Origin of the sequence: Spiribacter onubensis (genome assembly GCF_040838425.1) — a bacterium.
Taxonomy (GTDB): domain Bacteria; phylum Pseudomonadota; class Gammaproteobacteria; order Nitrococcales; family Nitrococcaceae; genus Spiribacter; species Spiribacter onubensis.
On the sequence record NZ_JBAKFI010000003.1, the window covers coordinates 54462 to 71078 of the forward strand.

Genomic DNA, 16617 nt, shown 5'->3' on the forward strand with positions numbered 1-16617 from the left:
TTTCAGCGCCCCGGGTCGTAGCCGTCGATTTCATCGCGAAGGAATGGCCGGATTCTATCACCGATGCCGCCCAGCCCCCGGAGTTCCAGTTCCAGCATGTATTCACGGTCCACGCTAGTGCCATCATCTGCGTTACGCTGGAGTTCGTCCGCCATAACGATCCGCCAGGCGTGACAGCATCCGCCTTGCTCCAGCCCGACGAATTCATTCCGGTTACGGTCATTTTGAAGGTCTTCCGTCATGCCAGCGAAAATGCGCAGCCCCGGGCGTAGGCTGAGTGCGAAGGATATTTCTCCGTCGTAGAGCGTGACCTCTCCATCTTGTTTGCGTCGTCGGAGCCCGAGGTTGATCGCTTCGTCGTCATCGCCGCGCCAGCGCAGCAGTGTTCGTAACTGGCGATCTCCGCTGTTTTCTGGATTCCAGTTATAGTCTATGTCGGCGCTGTAGCCGCCCGGGAGAGACATCCTGAGGGCGGTAATGTAGTCGGATCGGTCCCTTGATGCGTCTTCATGCAAGTAGAACGTCTGACCGGCGGAGGCGCTCAGGAATTCACGGCCAGTGTCGGAATCAATATAGCGAGTGGTTACACCAACGGTGACCTGCTCTGTCCGTTCAATGTCAAAGGCAGTCGTTCGGAACAACCGAGAGAGATTTGTCGGCGCCGAGGTCGTGCTGAAGTCCGGCAGGCTGTCCTGCCCCCTGTCCGGCACATTGCGGTAGAAGATTCGCGGTTCAAGCGTTTGGTAAACCCCGGAAAACGCGGTCTTGGGCCGCTCCAGGAAGATTCGCGCATCGGCTTCGTAGATTGGTACAGATACCCTCGGGGTGGCATCTGTGGCCTGGGGGTTTTCGAGCTCGTAGCCCGTGTACTGCCAAGCGATGCTCGGCTCGAAAAAGTAGGCCGGGCCACGTAGGGGCAACCCAATCTTAGGACTGAAATGGTATTCGACTCCTTGCTCGCGGTCTCTTTCACGGCTGTAGAAGTCGGTCCATTCGCTGGCAATATCCAGTTCAAGCGGACCGAAGCGCTGAAACGGGCTGTACCCGACCTGCACCCTGGGGCGCCTCGCGTAAGGGGCACTCGGAGCATCTGGCTCGACGTCCACTCGTTGCCATGACTGCGCATCAAGTGAGGCGAGCCATCCATTTCTCGCCCACGAAAGCTCGGCGTAACTCTCGAGAAATGCCGCGGATCGATAGTCGAACTCATCACCGAAGTCATCACTGAACTCGGTATCACTGGTGCGTTGCTGAACCAGTCGGCCGCGGAGGCTATTACCAACGTGCAGCTTGTGGTCCTGGTTGATGGCCCAGCGGTCTTGCCCGAAACGGTCGTCGTGTGGAAGGTAGCTACCACTGATCTCACCAGCGAAAGCCTCCTCGAGATAGCGGAACTCGCTGTCCATCATGAGCCCTCGCTTCCAGTATGACGTCGGAGTGACCGTCGCATCATAATTAGGAGCGATATTCCAGTACCAGGGCAGGGCAACGGTCGTGCCGTTGCGTTTCGACTGGCCGATCGTGGGCGCGAGAAATCCTGTAAGTCGCTCGTTGCCCACCGGAAACTGCAGGTATGGAGTGTAGAAAACCGGAAGCCGCCCGACAGATAGTATGGCGTGATGAGCCCGCCCTTGTCGCGATTCCGTGTCGATCGACGCACGGCTCGCGCTTAGTGTCCAGAATTCGTTCCCGGGCAGACAGGTGCTCAGGGTCACGCCTTTATATCGGGTAAATGTTGGCCCCTCTCGGATGATCTGCTCCGCACTTCCCTGCATATGTGCGGCGGCTATGCGGTACTCCCTGACGCCGTCGAATCGGCCACGCTCCGGGTCGAGCAGATACCGGGCCCGTGCGCCTGCGATCAACCATCCGGATTCTCTGAGCTGGATCTCTCCCTGCGTTTGGATCTCTCCAGCGCCCGTATCGTATTGGAGGTGCTCTCCCTCGAATGTCTGATCTGCCCGGCTCAGCATGACATCACCGCTGAACTCATAGACTGGTGGTGATCCGGTAATGCGTGCGCTGTCGGCTGTTATACGCACTGGAGCTCTTCCGCTTGCACGCATCTCTGCATTTCCCGCCACCGGCTCCAGCAGGGGCGCGGCACACAGGGCCCAGCGGCCGTTGTCCTGGGCCTCGGCGGTCATGCAGGCCGTGGCCAGGGCAAGGGCGATCAGTAGCGTTCTCGGTGTTCGCTGCAAGTAAGCGCCTGATTCAGTCGATGGGCGGAACCACAAGTCCAGAAAGGGTACCCTATGCACTCCATCGGGACCACGCGTGGAGGACGCCGGCAGTCTTGGACGGGCAGACAGGGGATGAGCGCGACCGGGCCATGGCCGACTGGCTGGCTCAGCTGGGCATGGACCCGGCGCGGCTTCGGCCGCTGGGCGCCGATGCCAGTACGCGTCGCTACTTCCGGCTCATGGGCCCCGAGGGTCCGCGCGTGGTGATGGACGCCCCGGCGCAGGCCGAGAGCTGCGAGGCCTTTCTGCGGGTCCAGCGTCTCATGGCGGGTGCCGGGCTGCATGTCCCGCGCGTCGAGGCCGCAGACAGCCAGCAGGGCTTCATGCTGCTGGAGGACCTTGGCGATGACGGCTATCTGGCCGCTCTGTCCGGCCCGGACCGGCGGCGGTTGCTGGATGACGCCCTGCATGCCCTGGTGCGCTGGCAGGCGGCAACCCGGCCCGACGCGCTGCCCCGCTTCGGTGCCCATCGCCTGGCCAGCGAGCTCGCGCTCTTCCCGACCTGGTATGTGGAGCGCCATCTGGGGGTGGCTCCCGACGCCGAATGGTGGCGGCGCTGGCAGGCGGGCAGTGCGGCACTGATCGGTGCCGCGACGGCCCAGCCGCAGGTCTGGGTGCATCGCGATTTCATGGCCCGCAACCTGCTGGTCAGTGACCCCAGTCCGGGCATCATCGATTTCCAGGACGCGCTGCTCGGGCCGGTGACCTATGACCTGGCGAGCCTCCTGCGGGATGCGTTCTTCAGTCTTGATCCGGCGGAGGAGGCCGACTGGATCGAACGCTACCGGGAACGGGCCGGGCGGGCCGGTGTCCGGCTGCCCGACAATCCGGTGCGGGCCCTGGATCTGATGGCCGCGCAGCGCCATCTCAAGGTCCTGGGTATTTTCGCGCGACTCCGGCATCGCGATGACAAACCGCGCTATGTCGCGGATGCGCCGCGTTTTCTCGCCTATCTCGAGCGGGAGTTGCGGCCGTATCCGGCGTTTCAGGATCTGGCGGATCTGGTGGCGGCGCTGCCACCTCCGCCACCGGCAGCCGCTTCGACATGAATGCCATGATCCTGGCCGCCGGTCGCGGCGAGCGCATGCGGCCGCTGACCGATCACTGCCCCAAGCCGCTCCTGACGGTAGGCGGCAAGACCCTGCTCGACTGGCATCTGGAGCGCCTGGCCGCTGCCGGGTTCGAGCGGGTGGTCATCAATATCGCCTGGCTGGGGGCATTCATCCGGCGGCACCTGGACCACCATGCGCCACCCGGCCTGGAGATCCGCCTGTCCGATGAGGGTGACCAGGCCCTGGAGACCGCCGGTGGCATCGCCCGGGCCCTGCCGCTTCTCGGCACCGAGCCGTTCATCGTGGTCAATGGCGATGTCTGGACCGACCTGGACCCCGCCAGCCTGCCGACGGCGCCGGAGGGGCTTGCGCACCTGGTGCTCACCGATAATCCGGTCCATCACCCCGATGGCGATTTCTGGCTGGCGGGGGACGCGGTCACGAGCCACGGCCCGGGGTGTCGGCTGACCTTTACCGGGATCGGCTGTTATCGCCCGGAGCTCTTCGCCGGGGTGGGCCGGGAGATCGCCCCCCTGGCGCCGCTGCTGCGCCGTGCCGGCGAGCGCCGACAGCTGACGGGCCAATATCATGGCGGCGAGTGGCATGACATTGGCACACCGGCGCGGCTGGCGGCCCTGGATGCCCGTCTCAGAGCCGGTCGAGACCCTTCAGCAGATGCGCCGTGAGGCCGTCAAAGGCCTCGGTCAGCGGACAGTCAACGCCCAGTGAAGACAGATCGGTCACCGGCATGCCGGCGTAGCCGCAGGGATTGATGCGCTGGAACGGCGCGAGGTCCATGGCGATGTTGACCGCCAGGCCGTGGTAGCTGCAGCCGCGGCGGATCCGCAGGCCCAGGGCAGCGATCTTGGCCTTGCCCACGTAGACGCCGGGGGCATCCGCCCGCGGCGCCGACTCAATGCCCTGGCCGGCGAGCCAGTCCACCACGGCCCCCTCCAGCAGGCTGACGAGGCGGCGGGCGCCGAGGCCGTGACGGCGCAGGTCGAGCAGCGGATAGAGGATCGCCTGACCGGGGCCGTGGTAGGTCACCTGCCCTCCGCGGTCGGTCTGCACCAGGGGTATATCGCCGGCATCCAGGACGTGTTCGGCACGACCGGCCTGTCCGAGGGTGAACACCGGCGGATGCTCGACCCGCCAGATTTCATCCGCCGTCCCGGCGTCACGTTCGTCGGTCAGCCGGCGCATCGCGCGCCAGACGGTGTCGTAGTCGCAGCGTCCCCAGTCGCGGATCAGGATCTCACCCGCCATCAGAGCGTGGCGAGCACACCGTCATGGGCCTGGAGATCGGCATAGATGGCATCGAGCTGGGCCCGGCTTCGCGCGGTGATGGTCACCGTGACCGACATGAACCGCCCACCGCTGCTGTGGGCGGTGTAGAGGCTCTCCTCGGAGACGTCCGGTGCGTGCTGCGCGACGATGTGCCGGACGGCCTCGGGCAGGCCACTATCCACGGGCCCCATCGCCTTGACGGGAAACTCGCAGGGGAAAGTCAGGCCTTCCGGCCGTTCATTCAGTTCATCCATAGCAACAGGCTGTCAACGGTGCGTGAGATCAATCCGCCCTCCGGAACCGATTCCAGGGCGACGATATCGCGCCGGGTCACCGGCTCGCCATCCAGAGAGACCTGCAGCTCACCCAGTGCCTGACCGAACTCGACGGGCGCCTCGAGTCGGTCGGCGAGGGTCATCTGCGCATCCAGACGCTCGTAGGAGCGGATCGGGACGGTGACGTAGACATCCTCGGTCACTCCGACTGGCAGGTTATCGACGTTGCCCTTCCAGATGCGCGGCGTGTCGATGGCCTCGTCGGCCGCGTACAGGCGGTGGGTCTCGAAGAAACGATAGCCATAGTTGAGCAGCGCCTTGGACTGCTGGACGCGGGCCTCCGGGGTGCCGGCGCCCATGACCACCGAGATCAGCCGCATGCCGTCGCGGCTGGCGGAGGTGGCCAGGCAATAGCCGGCGGCCTGGGTGTAGCCGGTCTTGACGCCGTCCACGGAGTCGTCCTGCCAGAGCATGCGGTTGCGGTTGAACTGCTCGATGTCATTCCAGGTGAAGGCGCGCTCCGAGTAGAAGCTGTAGTACTCGGGGAAGCGGGCGATCAGGGCGCGGACCAGACGGGCGGTGTCCTCGACGGAGGCGTAATGATCGGGGTCGGGCAGGCCGGCGGCGTTGGTGTAGTGGGTATTGTCCATGCCGAGTTCGGCGGCGTACTGGTTCATCAGCGCGGCGAAGGTTTCCTCACTGCCCGCCACATGCTCGGCGAGGGCGACACTGGCGTCGTTGCCGGACTGGATGATCATCCCGCGCAGCAGGTTCTCGACGCTGATGCGGTCCCCGACCTCGATGAACATGCGCGATCCGGGGGCGCGCCAGGCCTTCTCGCTGACCAGAACCTCTTCGTCGAGGCTCAGGTTGCCCGACTTCAATTCGCTGAAAACGACAAACGCGGTCATGACCTTGGTCAGGCTGGCCGGGTCGCGCTGCAGATCGATATTCTTCTCGGCGAGGATCTCACCGCTGTGGAAGTCCATGAGGACATAGCTCTCCGCGCCCAGCACCGGCGGGGCGGGGATGGGCATCGGCTGGGACTGCGCCGCGGCCTGGGTGCCGAGGAGCAGGGTGAGCAACAGGACGGTCAAGCGAAGCAGCGTCATGGGCGATGGTCTCAGTCAGCAGTGGCGGTGTCGTCGGGAATAATGACATGCCCGGGCGAAAAACGGGCACGCTGTAGTTCGGCGCTGATGCGATCGACCGCGGCCACATCGGGCAGCGGCCCGACGCGCACGCGATGCAGGCCGTCATTGCCGCGGTGGATGCGGGGCGCGGCGGAGAGTCCGGCGCCGTTCAGCTCCGCGGCCAGCTGCCGGGCGTTGGCCGCCTGGCTGAAGGCCGCGAGCTGGATCCAGTACGCCGGCTGGTCGCCTGCCGCGCCGTCATCGTCAGTCCGGGCGGCGACCGTGCGTGCCCGGGCGGGGGCCGGCTCGTCCGGTGTTACGGTGCGGATCTCCACCGGCGCGGTGCCGGTGCCGAGCATGCCCAGCTTGGCCGCCGCGGCGTAAGAGAGGTCAATGATGCGCTTGTCGGCGAAGGGGCCGCGGTCGTTGACCTTGACCACGATGCGGCGACCGTTGCCCAGATGCCGTACCTCCACCCAGGTGGGCAGGGGAAGGTGCTTGTGGGCTGCCGTCATGGCGTACATGTCGTAGGGCTCGCCGCTGGAGGTGCGCCGGCCATGGAACTTGCTGCCGTACCAGGAGGCAATGCCGCGTTCGCGATGACCGGCCGCGGTGTCCATGACCCGGTAGCGCTTGCCGAACACCTCGTAGCTCTCCGGGTTGCCGTATCGGCTGCGCGGGGCATCCTGCGGCACGGCATCGGGGATCGCCATGGGGTCGTCGATGACGCGGCCCGGGCCATCGCCGGGCTCCGGCACCATGCTGCTGCACCCGACCAGCACCAGTGTCACGAGCAGTACAGCCAGCGCCTTCATGGGCGCGCCTCCCGAATGGCGTCGGCAAGCTGGTGGACCGCCATCGCGTAGAGCGCGCTGTGGTTGTAGCGCGTGATGGCGTAGAAATTCTGCAGCGTCACCCAGTATTCGGTGCCATCCTCCAGCTCCAGGGCCAGCAACCGCGCGCGCGCTTCGCCATCCAGCGGCTGCTCCGGCCGGACGCCGGCCTGCGCCAGCTCGGCCACGGTGTCCACCGGTTCCAGGGGCGTTCTCAGGAAGGCCCGCCAGGCCTTGCCACGGACCTGGGCGGGGACGGCGACCGGGGCATCGCCCTGCCAGCCGTGAATGGCCAGGTAGTAGCCGACACTGCCGATGGCGTCGGCGGTCTCGGAGAACAGATCCCGCCGGCCATTCCCGTTGAAGTCCACCGCGTAGGCGCGGTAGCTGCTGCTGATGAACTGCGGCACGCCCATGGCACCGGCGTAGGAGCCCAGCGGCGCGGTCGGGTCCATGCCCTCCTCGTCGGCGAGCACCAGGAATTCCTCGAGTTCGGAGCGGAAGAAGTCCGCCCGGGGGGGATACGCGAAACCCAGCGTGCGCAGTGAGTCGATCACCCGATGGCGGCCGCGGTAGCGGCCATAGAGCGTCTCCACGCCGATGATCGCCACCATCACCGCCGGCGGCACGCCGTAGCGGGCCTGCGCGGCCTCCAGCCACTCGGCATGGGTGTCCCAGTAGTCGACCCCGGCGGCGATGCGCTCCTCGGTGAGGAAGATCCTGCGGTACCGGTACCAGGGCAGCGCCTCGGCGGGATTGCTGATCGCCTCGATGATTTCGGGCTGGTGCCGGGCCTCGTCGCGGATCAGGCGCTCCACCATGTCCGCGTCCATGCCGTGGCGGCTGGCCATTGTCTCGGAGAAGTCCCGCAGCGCCTGCGGATCGGCGGGGTCTTCACCGTGGGCGGTGACACTGCAGGCCGACAGGGTGATGAACCCCAGGCAGACAATCAGCAACGACAGGAAAGGACGAGCGGTGTTCACGATGACCACATGCGGCGGTGGGTGTGGATAGCCATGAGAATACCGAACCCCGCGAGAAGCGTCACCATGGATGATCCACCATAGCTCACCAGGGGCAGGGGCAGGCCCACCACGGGCAGGAGCCCCGAGACCATGCCGATGTTCACGAAGCAGTAGACGAAGAAGGTCAGGGTCAGTCCGCCGGCGAGCAGGCGCGAGAAATTATCCTGGGCTTCGTGGGCGATCCACAGCCCACGGGCGATGATGGCGAGGTAGACGGCGAGGATCATGATCACGCCGAACAGGCCGAACTCTTCGGCCATCACCGCGAAAACGAAGTCGGTATGGCGCTCGGGAATGAACTCCAGATGGGCCTGGGTCCCGTTCAGCCAGCCCTTGCCGCTGACACCGCCGGAGCCGATGGCGATCTGTGACTGGATGATGTTGTAGCCGGCGCCGAGCGGGTCGCGCTCGGGGTCGAGGAAGGTCAGCACGCGCTGGCGCTGGTAGTCCTGCATGCCGAAAAACCACAGCAGCGGCGCCGCCGCCGAGACCAGCACCGCCATCAGCCCCATGAGCCGCCAGCCGATGCCGCCGAGGAAGAGCACACTGGCCCCGGCGGCGGCCACGAGGACGGCGGTGCCCAGATCGGGCTGGGCGCCGATCAGGCCCACCGGCACGGCGATCACCAGCACGGTGATGGCGGCGCGGCCCAGGCTCACCGGCAGGGGGCCTCGGGCCATGAGCCAGGCCACCATCATCGGCAGCGCCAGTTTCATGAGCTCGGAGGGCTGGAACCCGATCACACCCAGATCGAGCCAGCGCCGGGCGCCGCCGCCGATCTGGCCGGCCACCGGCACGGCGACCAGCAAGAGCAGGACAGCGCCGAAAACCCACGGCGCCAGTCGCGCCAGGCGCCAGGGCGGGATCTGGGCCGCCACCACCAGCACGCCCAGGCCGATGCCGAGGCGGATGAGATGATCATGAACGGGCTCGATGCGCCCGCCGAAGGCGCTGTAGAGCACTACGACGCCGATGCCGGCCAGCAGCGCCAGCAGCGCGAGCAGCACCCCGTCCAGGTGCAGGGCGCGCTGCAGCAGACCACCAGTGGCCCGCCGTGCCGCCTCGTTAACGCCACCCGCGGGCCAGTTCACCCTGTGCCTCCAGTCGCTCCATCCACGCGTCGATCACGCGGCGCGCCATGGGGGCGGCCGTGGCGCTGCCACTGCCGCCGTTCTCCACCACCACGGCCACCGCGATGCGCGGCGAGGTGGCCGGCGCGAAGGCGGTGAACAGCGCGTGGTCGTGGAAGCGCTCATCAATGGCGTCCTCCTCGTACTCCTCGTCCTGGGCGATGCCGATGACCTGCGCCGTGCCGGTTTTCCCGGCGATCCGGTAGTCCAGGTCCTCGCCGATGGCGCGGGCGGTGCCGCGCGGGCCGTGCACCACCTCGACCATGGCGTCGATGGCGGTCTGCCAGAGTGCCTCGTCGTCGAGGGTGAGCGGTGCCACGAGCGGGGGTGCGACGCCGCCGCCCTCATCGGTCTCCAGCAGGTGCGGCCTGACCGGCGCACCGCGGTTGGCGAACATGGCGGTGGAGGCAGCCAGCTGGATCGGCGTGGCGAGGGTGAACCCCTGGCCGATGCCGGTGTTCACGGTCTCGCCCTGGTACCAGGGCTCGCCGAGGTTGTCGCGCTTCCACTCGCGGGAGGGCATGACGCCCTTCCGCTCGCCGGGCAGGTCGATGCCCGTCTCGAGACCGAATCCAAAGCGGGTCATCCAGTCATGCACGGCGTCAATGCCCATCTGGTAGGCCAGGTCGTAGTAGTAGATGTCGCAGGACTGGGCCACCGACTGAATGAGGTCCACATGGCCATGACCCTCCGGCTTCCAGTCCCGCCAGGTGCGGGAGACGTTGGGCAGATGGTAGCGGCCGTTGCAGAAAACGGTTTCGTCGGGATCCATATGCCCCGAAGCGACACCCGCCAGCCCCAGGAAGGGCTTGACCACGGAACCCGGCGGATAACGCCCACGCAGCGCCCGGTTGAACAGCGGCTGGTCGGGATGACCGCGCAGTGACCGGAACGCCTCGCGATCGAGCCCGCGCGAGATGGCGTTGGGATCGAAGCCGGGCTTGCTCGCCAGGGCCAGGATGCCGCCGGTGCGTGGATCCATCGCGACGATGGCGCCGCGGTGATCGCCGAGCGCCTCCTCCGCCACCCGCTGGAGCGCGATGTCCAGGGTCAGCCGGATGTCATCGCCCGGCACCGGTGGCTCGCGATCGATGATCGAAAGTGGCCGCCCGAGGGCATTGGTCTCGATACGCTCGAGGCCCATTTCCCCACGCAGCCGATCCTCGTAGGCGCGTTCCACGCCGGTCTTGCCGATCATGCTGGTGCCGCGGTAGTGGCGCCGGTCACGATCGCGCAGTTCCGATTCGCTGATCCGGCCGACATAGCCGACGGCATGGGAGCCGATCTCCCCATACGGGTAGTGACGCGTGAGATGCGGGCGCACCTCGACGCCGGGGAAGCGATGGCGGTTGACCGCAAGCCGGGCCACATCGGCATCGGTCAGCTGGAGTTTGAGCGGGATTTCCTGGAAGCCTCGGGCCCGTCGTCGGGTCTCCTCAAAGGCGTTGATGTCCTCGGGGCTCAGGTCGATCAGGCCGCCCAGCTCCTCGAGGAGGGCATCCATGTCGGTGACCTGCTCGGGGATGACCGTGAGCCGGAATGCCGGACGGTTTTCGGCGAGTATGCGCCCGTCCCGGTCGAGGATGAGCCCCCGGGTCGGCGTCACCGGCGCGAGGCGGACCCGATTGTCCTGGGACTGGGCCGCGAAGTGGTCATACTGGGCGATCTGCAGGTAGGCGATGCGGCCTGCCAGCAATCCGAACAGCACCGTCGCGATCACGCCTGCCACCAGCAGCCTGCCGCGCACCACGCGGCGTTCGCCGGTCTTGTCACGCAGCAGGTCGAGACCCATCTCAGTTGACCCGGTAGGCGCGGCGCAGGAAGCGCAGCAGCAGGAACATCGGCGGCCAGATCAGCGTGCTGGTCAGTACCGGCAGCCAGAACTGCCAGTCGAGCGCCGGCGCGTTCATCAGACCCCGGGTCAGGAACAGTGAACCACGGACCAGCAGGAGCAGCAGCAGCACGGTGAGGGCCTGCTGCCAGACCGGGAAGTTGCGGATGCGCTGATAGAGCTGGATGGTCAGATAGGCGGCCAGGGCAAAGGCGAGGGCATGCGAGCCCAGCGGTGTTGCCTGCAGGACGTCCTGCAGCAGACCCACCAGCCAGGCGACGCCCACCCCCACCCGGACGGGCAGCGCGAGACTCCAGTAGATGATGACCAGCATGGCCCACTCCGGCCGCCAGGGTTCGAGGACCGATGGCAGCGGCAGGACGGTGAGCACCAGGGCCAGCAGGATGGTGAGCGCGATCAGCCAGCGCCCATGAGGCCGCGCATCATTCATCGTCCGTCTCCGGGCCCGACTCCCCGGTCACCGCCATGGCGGCCGCGGCGTCGCCGCGCTCGATGAGCAGCACCTCCTGGACGCGGCCCAGCGCGCCGAGCGGTTCCACCTCCACTCGCGAGAATTCGCGACCGGGGTTGGTGGTGACGCTGCGGACCTCTCCCACCGGGTAGCCGGCAGGGAAACGCCCGCCCAGCCCCGACGTGACGAGCAGATCGCCCGCGCGGATGTTCGCGTTGTTGGGCAGGCTGCCGATGGTCAGCGTATTGATCCGGCCGGTGCCGAAGGCGACGCTGCGCAGGCCGTTGCGATTGACCTGCACCGGAATGCCATGACTCGGATCGCTGATGAGTCGGACGGTGGCGGTGAGCGGTGAGACGCGCTCGACCTGACCGATCACGCCATCCGAATCGATCACCGGCTGACCGACGTGAATACCGTCACGGAGGCCCTTGTCGATCTGGATCAGGTGGCTGAACGGGTCGAGGTCCACGGCGACCAGCTCGGCGATCAGGACCGGCCGCTCCAGCTCATAGGAGGAATCCAGGAGGCTGCGCAGGCGGATGTTTTCCACCTCCAGTGCATCGAGGCGCTGGAGACGGGCCTCGTAGATGCGCTGGCGATCGCGCAGGCGCTGGTTCTCGCTGATCAGCTCGCGGCGGCTGGTCAGCGACTGATCGGTGAGGGTGGCCAGCTGATCGGGCAGTCCGGCGATCAGGCGTACCGGATGGACCGCGGCGGAGAGGGTCTGCCGCGCCGGCTCCAGCAGCCCCTGGTGATGATCGATGGCGAGAAGCGCGACCGACAGCAGGGCCAGCAGCACGAACCGTGCTGTGGTCGATGGAGCCTGTGTGAATAGCGGTTTGATGGCCTGGCGTCCTCCGGCGAATCGCGTAATGCCAAAAGCCTAGCGGGCGCCCCGTCGAGCCCTCAAGCGCCAGTGCCTTTGGCCGGACCCGACGGGTCTACTCGCTGGTGAACAGGTCAGCGCCCTTCTCGTCCATCAGCTCCAGGGCCCGACCACCGCCCCGCGCCACCGAGGTCAGCGGATCCTCGGCGATGACCACCGGCAGGCCGGTCTCCTCCATCAGCAGTCGATCGATGTTGCGTAGCAGGGCGCCCCCGCCGGTGAGCACGATGCCGCGTTCGGCGACGTCGGCGCCCAGCTCGGGAGGGGTCTGCTCCAGGGCCGTCTTGACCGCGCCGACGATGCCGGAGAGCGGCTCCTGCAGGGCCTCGAGCATTTCATTGCTGTTGAGCGTGAAACTGCGCGGGATGCCCTGGGCGAGATTGCGACCCTTGATCTCGAGCTCGCGGACCTCGTTGCCGGGAAAGGCCTGGCCGATTTCGTGCTTGATGCGCTCGGCGGTGGCCTCGCCGATGAGGATGCCGTAGTTGCGGCGCACATAGTTGACGATCGCCTCGTCGAACCGATCGCCACCGATCCGCACCGAGGCCGAGTAGACGATGCCGTTCAGCGACAGGACCGCCACTTCGGAGGTCCCGCCGCCGATGTCGAGGACCATGGAGCCGCGGGCCTCGCCGACCGGCATGTTGGCGCCGATGGCGGCGGCCATCGGCTCCTCAATCAGATACACCTCGCGGGCGCCGGCGCCGGCCGCCGATTCGCGGATGGCGCGACGCTCAACCTGGGTGGAGCCGCAGGGCACGCAGACAAGGACGCGCGGGCTGGGCCGGAAGAAGCGCGCCTCATGCACCTTCTTGATGAAGTACTGGAGCATCTTCTCGGTGACGGTGAAGTCGGCGATGACGCCGTCCTTCAGTGGCCGGATCGCCTTGATGGTGCCGGGGGTCCGGCCGAGCATGAGCTTGGCCTCGCGCCCGACGGCGGCGATGGTCTTGGGGCCTCCATCGCGGTCCTGCCGGATCGCCACCACGGACGGCTCATCGAGCAGGATGGACTGCCCGCGGGAGTAGATCAGCGTATTGGCGGTGCCGAGATCGATCGAAAGATCGTTGGAGAAAATGCCCCGTATGCCCTTGAACATGAAGAAATCCAGACGAGTGGGAAAGATTCGCTAATCTATCAACCGCCGGGGGTTTGGGCAAGCAGGTCGGTGTGGTAGCTTAAGCCGCTTGATGCTTGATTCCCGAGGTGATCCCGCATGCCCATCGACGCCGATGAAGTGGCGCAGATCGCGCATCTGGCCCGGCTGGCCGTCAATGCCGAAGACAGCCAGGCCCACGCGCAGAACCTGTCCGAGATCCTCGCCTTCGTCGAGCGGCTCGGCGCTGTCGACACGAGCGGGGTGGAGCCGCTTGCCCATCCGCTGGAGATGACCCAGCGGCTGCGTCCCGACGAGGTCAGTGAAGAAGACCAGCGTGAGCGCTTCCAGGCCATCGCGCCGCTGACCGAGGACGGTCATTACCTCGTCCCGCGCGTCATCGAGTAATCCCGCCCGACAGGGCCACGGCTCAGGATTCGACCGACCATGCATGACCGGACCATTGCCGAACTCGGCGCGGCGCTCGAGCGCGGCGAGTGTTCCAGCGTCGAGCTCACCCGCTCGACGCTCAAGGCCATCGAGCAGGCCACCGAACTCAACGCCTTCATCACGCTGACGCCCGAGACCGCAATGGCCGAGGCTGAGGCGGCGGATGCCGCCCGCGCCCGCGGCGAGGCGGGCCCCCTGACCGGCGTGCCCATCGCCCACAAGGACATCTTCTGCACCGAGGGCGTCCGGACGAGCTGCGCCAGCCGCATGCTGGACCGGTTCGTGCCCCCCTATGACGCCTTCGTGGTGAGCCAGCTGCGGGCCGCCGGCGCGGTCAGCGTGGGCAAGACCAATATGGATGAGTTCGCCATGGGCTCGTCCAATGAAACGAGCTGGTACGGGGCCGCGCGCAATCCATGGGACATCGGCACCGTGCCCGGCGGCTCATCGGGGGGCTCGGCGGCGGCGGTCGCCGCGCGTCTGGTGCCCGGAGCGACCGGTACCGACACCGGTGGCTCCATCCGTCAGCCCGCCGCGCTCACTGGGATCAGCGGCCTCAAGCCCACCTACGGACGGGTGTCCCGCTACGGGATGATCGCCTTCGCCTCCAGTCTCGATCAGGCCGGGCCGATGGCGACCACCGCGGAGGATCTGGCGATCCTGCTGCAGGCGATGGCCGGGTTCGATCGCCGGGATTCGACCTGTGTGGATCGGCCGGTGCCGGATTATCGCGCGGCGCTCGGCGATGGCGGTCTGCGGGGGCTGCGGGTTGGCCTGCCCCGGGAGTATTTCGAGGCGGATGGCGTTGACAGCGAGGTGACCCGGGCCGTCGAGGCCGCGGTGGACGCCCTGCGCGAAGCAGGCGCGGAGATCCGCGGGATCTCCCTGCCCAACACCAGCCTGGCGGTTCCCGTCTACTATGTGATCGCCCCGGCGGAGGCCTCGTCCAACCTGTCGCGCTTCGACGGGGTGCGCTACGGCCATCGCTGTGACGACCCGGCCGACCTTGAGGACCTCTACAAGCGCAGCCGCGGGGAGGGTTTCGGTGAAGAGGTCAAGCGCCGGATCATGGTGGGCACCTATGCGCTGTCGGCCGGTTACTACGACGCCTATTATCTCAAGGCACAGCAGGTCCGGCGGATGATCCGCGACGATTTCGCCCGGGCGTTTGATGAGGTGGATGTCATCGCCGGCCCCACGGCGCCGTCCACGGCCTTCGCACTGGGCGCCAAGTCGGATGACCCGGTCCAGATGTATCTCTCGGATATCTTCACCATCGCCGTCAACCTGGCCGGGCTGCCGGCGCTGTCCGTCCCCGCCGGCTTTGGTGGCGGGCGGCCGGTGGGGCTTCAGCTCATCGGCAATCATTTCGACGAGGCGCGCCTGCTCGGCGCCGCCCACGGCTACCAGCAGCTTACCGACTGGCACACGCGGCGGCCGTCGCTGGAGGGATAGCGGATCATGCAATGGGAAGCAGTCATCGGCCTGGAGCTGCATGCGCAGCTGGCCACGCGCACCAAGATCTTCTCCGGGGCCTCCACCGCCTATGGAGCGGAGGCCAACACGCAGGCGTGCGCCATCGATCTCGGCATGCCCGGCATGCTGCCGGTACTCAACGAGCGGGCGGTGCGCTTCGCCGTGCGTCTGGGCCTGGCGCTGGACGCCGAAGTGGCGGGTCGCTCGGTATTCGCCCGCAAGAATTACTTCTACCCGGACCTGCCCAAGGGCTACCAGATCTCTCAGTACGAGATTCCGGTGGTGGGTACCGGGCATCTGGACATCGAGCTCGAGGATGGCAGCCGCAAGCGTATCGGCGTGACACGGGCGCATCTCGAGGAGGATGCCGGCAAGAGCCTGCATGAGGGCTTTGCCGGCATGAGTGGCATTGATCTCAACCGCGCCGGCACCCCGCTGCTGGAGATCGTCTCCGAGCCCGAGCTGCGCTCGGCGAAGGAGGCGGTGGCCTACATGAAGAAGATGCACTCGCTGGTGCGCTATCTGGGCATCTGTGATGGCAACATGCAGGAGGGCAGCTTCCGCTGCGACGCCAACGTCTCGGTGCGGCCGGTGGGGCAGCTCGAGTTCGGTACCCGGGCCGAGCTCAAGAACCTCAATTCCTTCCGCTTCGTCGAACGGGCGATCAATTTCGAGATCGAGCGTCAGATCGAGCTCATCGAGGACGGCGGCACGGTCGTGCAGGAGACCCGGCTGTTCGACCCCGACCGTGGCGAGACGCGATCCATGCGGGGTAAGGAAGAGGCCCACGACTACCGCTATTTCCCTGATCCGGACCTGCTGCCGCTGGAGATCACGCCGGCGTTCATCGACGAGGTGCGCGCCGAACTGCCGGAGCTGCCCGATGCCAAGCGGGCGCGCTTCGCCAGTAACTATGGCCTGCCCGATTACGACGCCGGTGTGCTGACAAGTTCGCGAGAACTGGCGGATTACTTCGAGGCGGTGGCCTCCGGCTGCGGCGATGCCAAGCTGGCGGCCAACTGGGTGATGGGCGAGTTCTCCGGCGCGCTCAACAAGGCCGGGCTCGACATCATTGACAGCCCCGTGGATGCCGAGTCGCTGGCGGGGCTGCTGCGCCGCATCGTCGACGAAACCATCTCCGGCAAGATCGCCAAGGAGGTCTTCGAGGCCATGTGGCAGGGCGAGGGCGATGCCGATGCCGTGATCGCTGACCGTGGCCTTGAGCAGGTCACGGACAGCGCCGCCATCGAGGCCATGGTGGACGAGGCCATTGCCGCCAATCCGCAGCAGCTTGAACAGTATCGGGCCGGCAAGACCAAGCTGATGGGCTTTTTCGTCGGCCAGGTGATGAAGGCATCCGGTGGCAAGGCCAACCCGCAGCAGGTCAACGAGATCCTCAGACAGCGGCTGGATGGGTGAATCGGG

At 66.8% G+C, this 16617-nt stretch carries 16 protein-coding genes; 5 read left to right on the forward strand and 11 right to left on the reverse strand.

The annotated features are described in order from the left end of the window. Window positions 1-2: 2 nt before the first annotated feature. The gene (locus V6X63_RS06295) at window positions 3-2201 is read right to left on the reverse strand and encodes an LPS-assembly protein LptD (RefSeq protein WP_367978431.1); all 2199 of its coding nucleotides are present in this window, start codon (window positions 2199-2201) and stop codon (window positions 3-5) included. Window positions 2202-2296: 95 nt separating this feature from the next. On the opposite strand from V6X63_RS06295, the gene V6X63_RS06300 reads away from it, so the two are divergent. Continuing rightward, on the forward strand, window positions 2297-3292 hold the full coding sequence (locus V6X63_RS06300) for an aminoglycoside phosphotransferase family protein (RefSeq protein ID WP_367965922.1): 996 nt from the start codon (window positions 2297-2299) through the stop codon (window positions 3290-3292). Continuing rightward, the gene (gene murU / locus V6X63_RS06305) at window positions 3289-3981 is read left to right on the forward strand and encodes an N-acetylmuramate alpha-1-phosphate uridylyltransferase MurU (protein ID WP_367965924.1); all 693 of its coding nucleotides are present in this window, start codon (window positions 3289-3291) and stop codon (window positions 3979-3981) included. Before V6X63_RS06300 ends, murU begins: the two co-directional genes overlap by 4 nt. Here murU and lipB read toward each other — a convergent pair. The 10 genes from lipB to V6X63_RS06355 form a co-directional block, all read right to left on the reverse strand. Next, on the reverse strand, window positions 3944-4561 hold the full coding sequence (gene lipB, locus V6X63_RS06310) for a lipoyl(octanoyl) transferase LipB (RefSeq protein ID WP_367965925.1): 618 nt from the start codon (window positions 4559-4561) through the stop codon (window positions 3944-3946). The genes murU and lipB overlap by 38 nt on opposite strands. Then, complete coding sequence (locus V6X63_RS06315; RefSeq protein WP_367965926.1) at window positions 4561-4836, reverse strand: YbeD family protein; 276 nt, start codon at window positions 4834-4836, stop codon at window positions 4561-4563. Before V6X63_RS06315 ends, lipB begins: the two co-directional genes overlap by 1 nt. Beyond that, window positions 4824-5969, reverse strand: coding sequence for a D-alanyl-D-alanine carboxypeptidase family protein (locus tag V6X63_RS06320; RefSeq protein ID WP_367965928.1), 1146 nt, complete (start codon window positions 5967-5969; stop codon window positions 4824-4826). The genes V6X63_RS06315 and V6X63_RS06320 overlap by 13 nt, the downstream gene beginning before the upstream one ends. Before the next feature lie 11 nt (window positions 5970-5980). Further along, the gene (locus V6X63_RS06325) at window positions 5981-6805 is read right to left on the reverse strand and encodes a septal ring lytic transglycosylase RlpA family protein (RefSeq protein WP_367978432.1); all 825 of its coding nucleotides are present in this window, start codon (window positions 6803-6805) and stop codon (window positions 5981-5983) included. Then, window positions 6802-7806 (reverse strand): lytic murein transglycosylase B, encoded by a 1005-nt coding sequence (mltB, locus tag V6X63_RS06330; RefSeq protein WP_367965930.1) that lies wholly within the window; start codon window positions 7804-7806, stop codon window positions 6802-6804. Before mltB ends, V6X63_RS06325 begins: the two co-directional genes overlap by 4 nt. Then, a complete protein-coding gene (rodA, locus tag V6X63_RS06335) occupies window positions 7803-8939 on the reverse strand; it encodes a rod shape-determining protein RodA (RefSeq protein WP_367978433.1) in 1137 nt (378 codons plus the stop codon). Before rodA ends, mltB begins: the two co-directional genes overlap by 4 nt. Next, window positions 8914-10770, reverse strand: a complete 1857-nt coding sequence (mrdA, locus tag V6X63_RS06340; RefSeq protein ID WP_367965932.1) for a penicillin-binding protein 2 — start codon at window positions 10768-10770, stop codon at window positions 8914-8916. The genes rodA and mrdA overlap by 26 nt, the downstream gene beginning before the upstream one ends. A gap of 1 nt (window position 10771) precedes the next feature. Beyond that, the gene (mreD, locus tag V6X63_RS06345) at window positions 10772-11260 is read right to left on the reverse strand and encodes a rod shape-determining protein MreD (RefSeq protein WP_367965933.1); all 489 of its coding nucleotides are present in this window, start codon (window positions 11258-11260) and stop codon (window positions 10772-10774) included. After that, window positions 11253-12158 (reverse strand): rod shape-determining protein MreC, encoded by a 906-nt coding sequence (gene mreC, locus V6X63_RS06350; protein WP_367978550.1) that lies wholly within the window; start codon window positions 12156-12158, stop codon window positions 11253-11255. The genes mreD and mreC overlap by 8 nt, the downstream gene beginning before the upstream one ends. Before the next feature lie 67 nt (window positions 12159-12225). Then, entirely contained in the window at window positions 12226-13269 is a 1044-nt protein-coding gene (locus tag V6X63_RS06355; RefSeq protein WP_367965934.1) for a rod shape-determining protein, read from the reverse strand. Between the two features lie 117 nt (window positions 13270-13386). Here V6X63_RS06355 and gatC point away from each other — a divergent pair, with 117 nt between their 5' ends. Genes gatC through gatB form a run of 3 tightly spaced genes read left to right on the forward strand, consistent with a single transcriptional unit; the run spans window position 13387 to window position 16611 of the window. Then, window positions 13387-13674, forward strand: a complete 288-nt coding sequence (gatC, locus tag V6X63_RS06360; protein WP_367978434.1) for an Asp-tRNA(Asn)/Glu-tRNA(Gln) amidotransferase subunit GatC — start codon at window positions 13387-13389, stop codon at window positions 13672-13674. Window positions 13675-13713: 39 nt separating this feature from the next. Next, window positions 13714-15171, forward strand: coding sequence for an Asp-tRNA(Asn)/Glu-tRNA(Gln) amidotransferase subunit GatA (gene gatA, locus V6X63_RS06365; protein WP_367978435.1), 1458 nt, complete (start codon window positions 13714-13716; stop codon window positions 15169-15171). A gap of 6 nt (window positions 15172-15177) precedes the next feature. After that, window positions 15178-16611, forward strand: coding sequence for an Asp-tRNA(Asn)/Glu-tRNA(Gln) amidotransferase subunit GatB (gene gatB, locus V6X63_RS06370; RefSeq protein WP_367978436.1), 1434 nt, complete (start codon window positions 15178-15180; stop codon window positions 16609-16611). The last annotated feature ends 6 nt before the right edge of the window (window positions 16612-16617 follow it).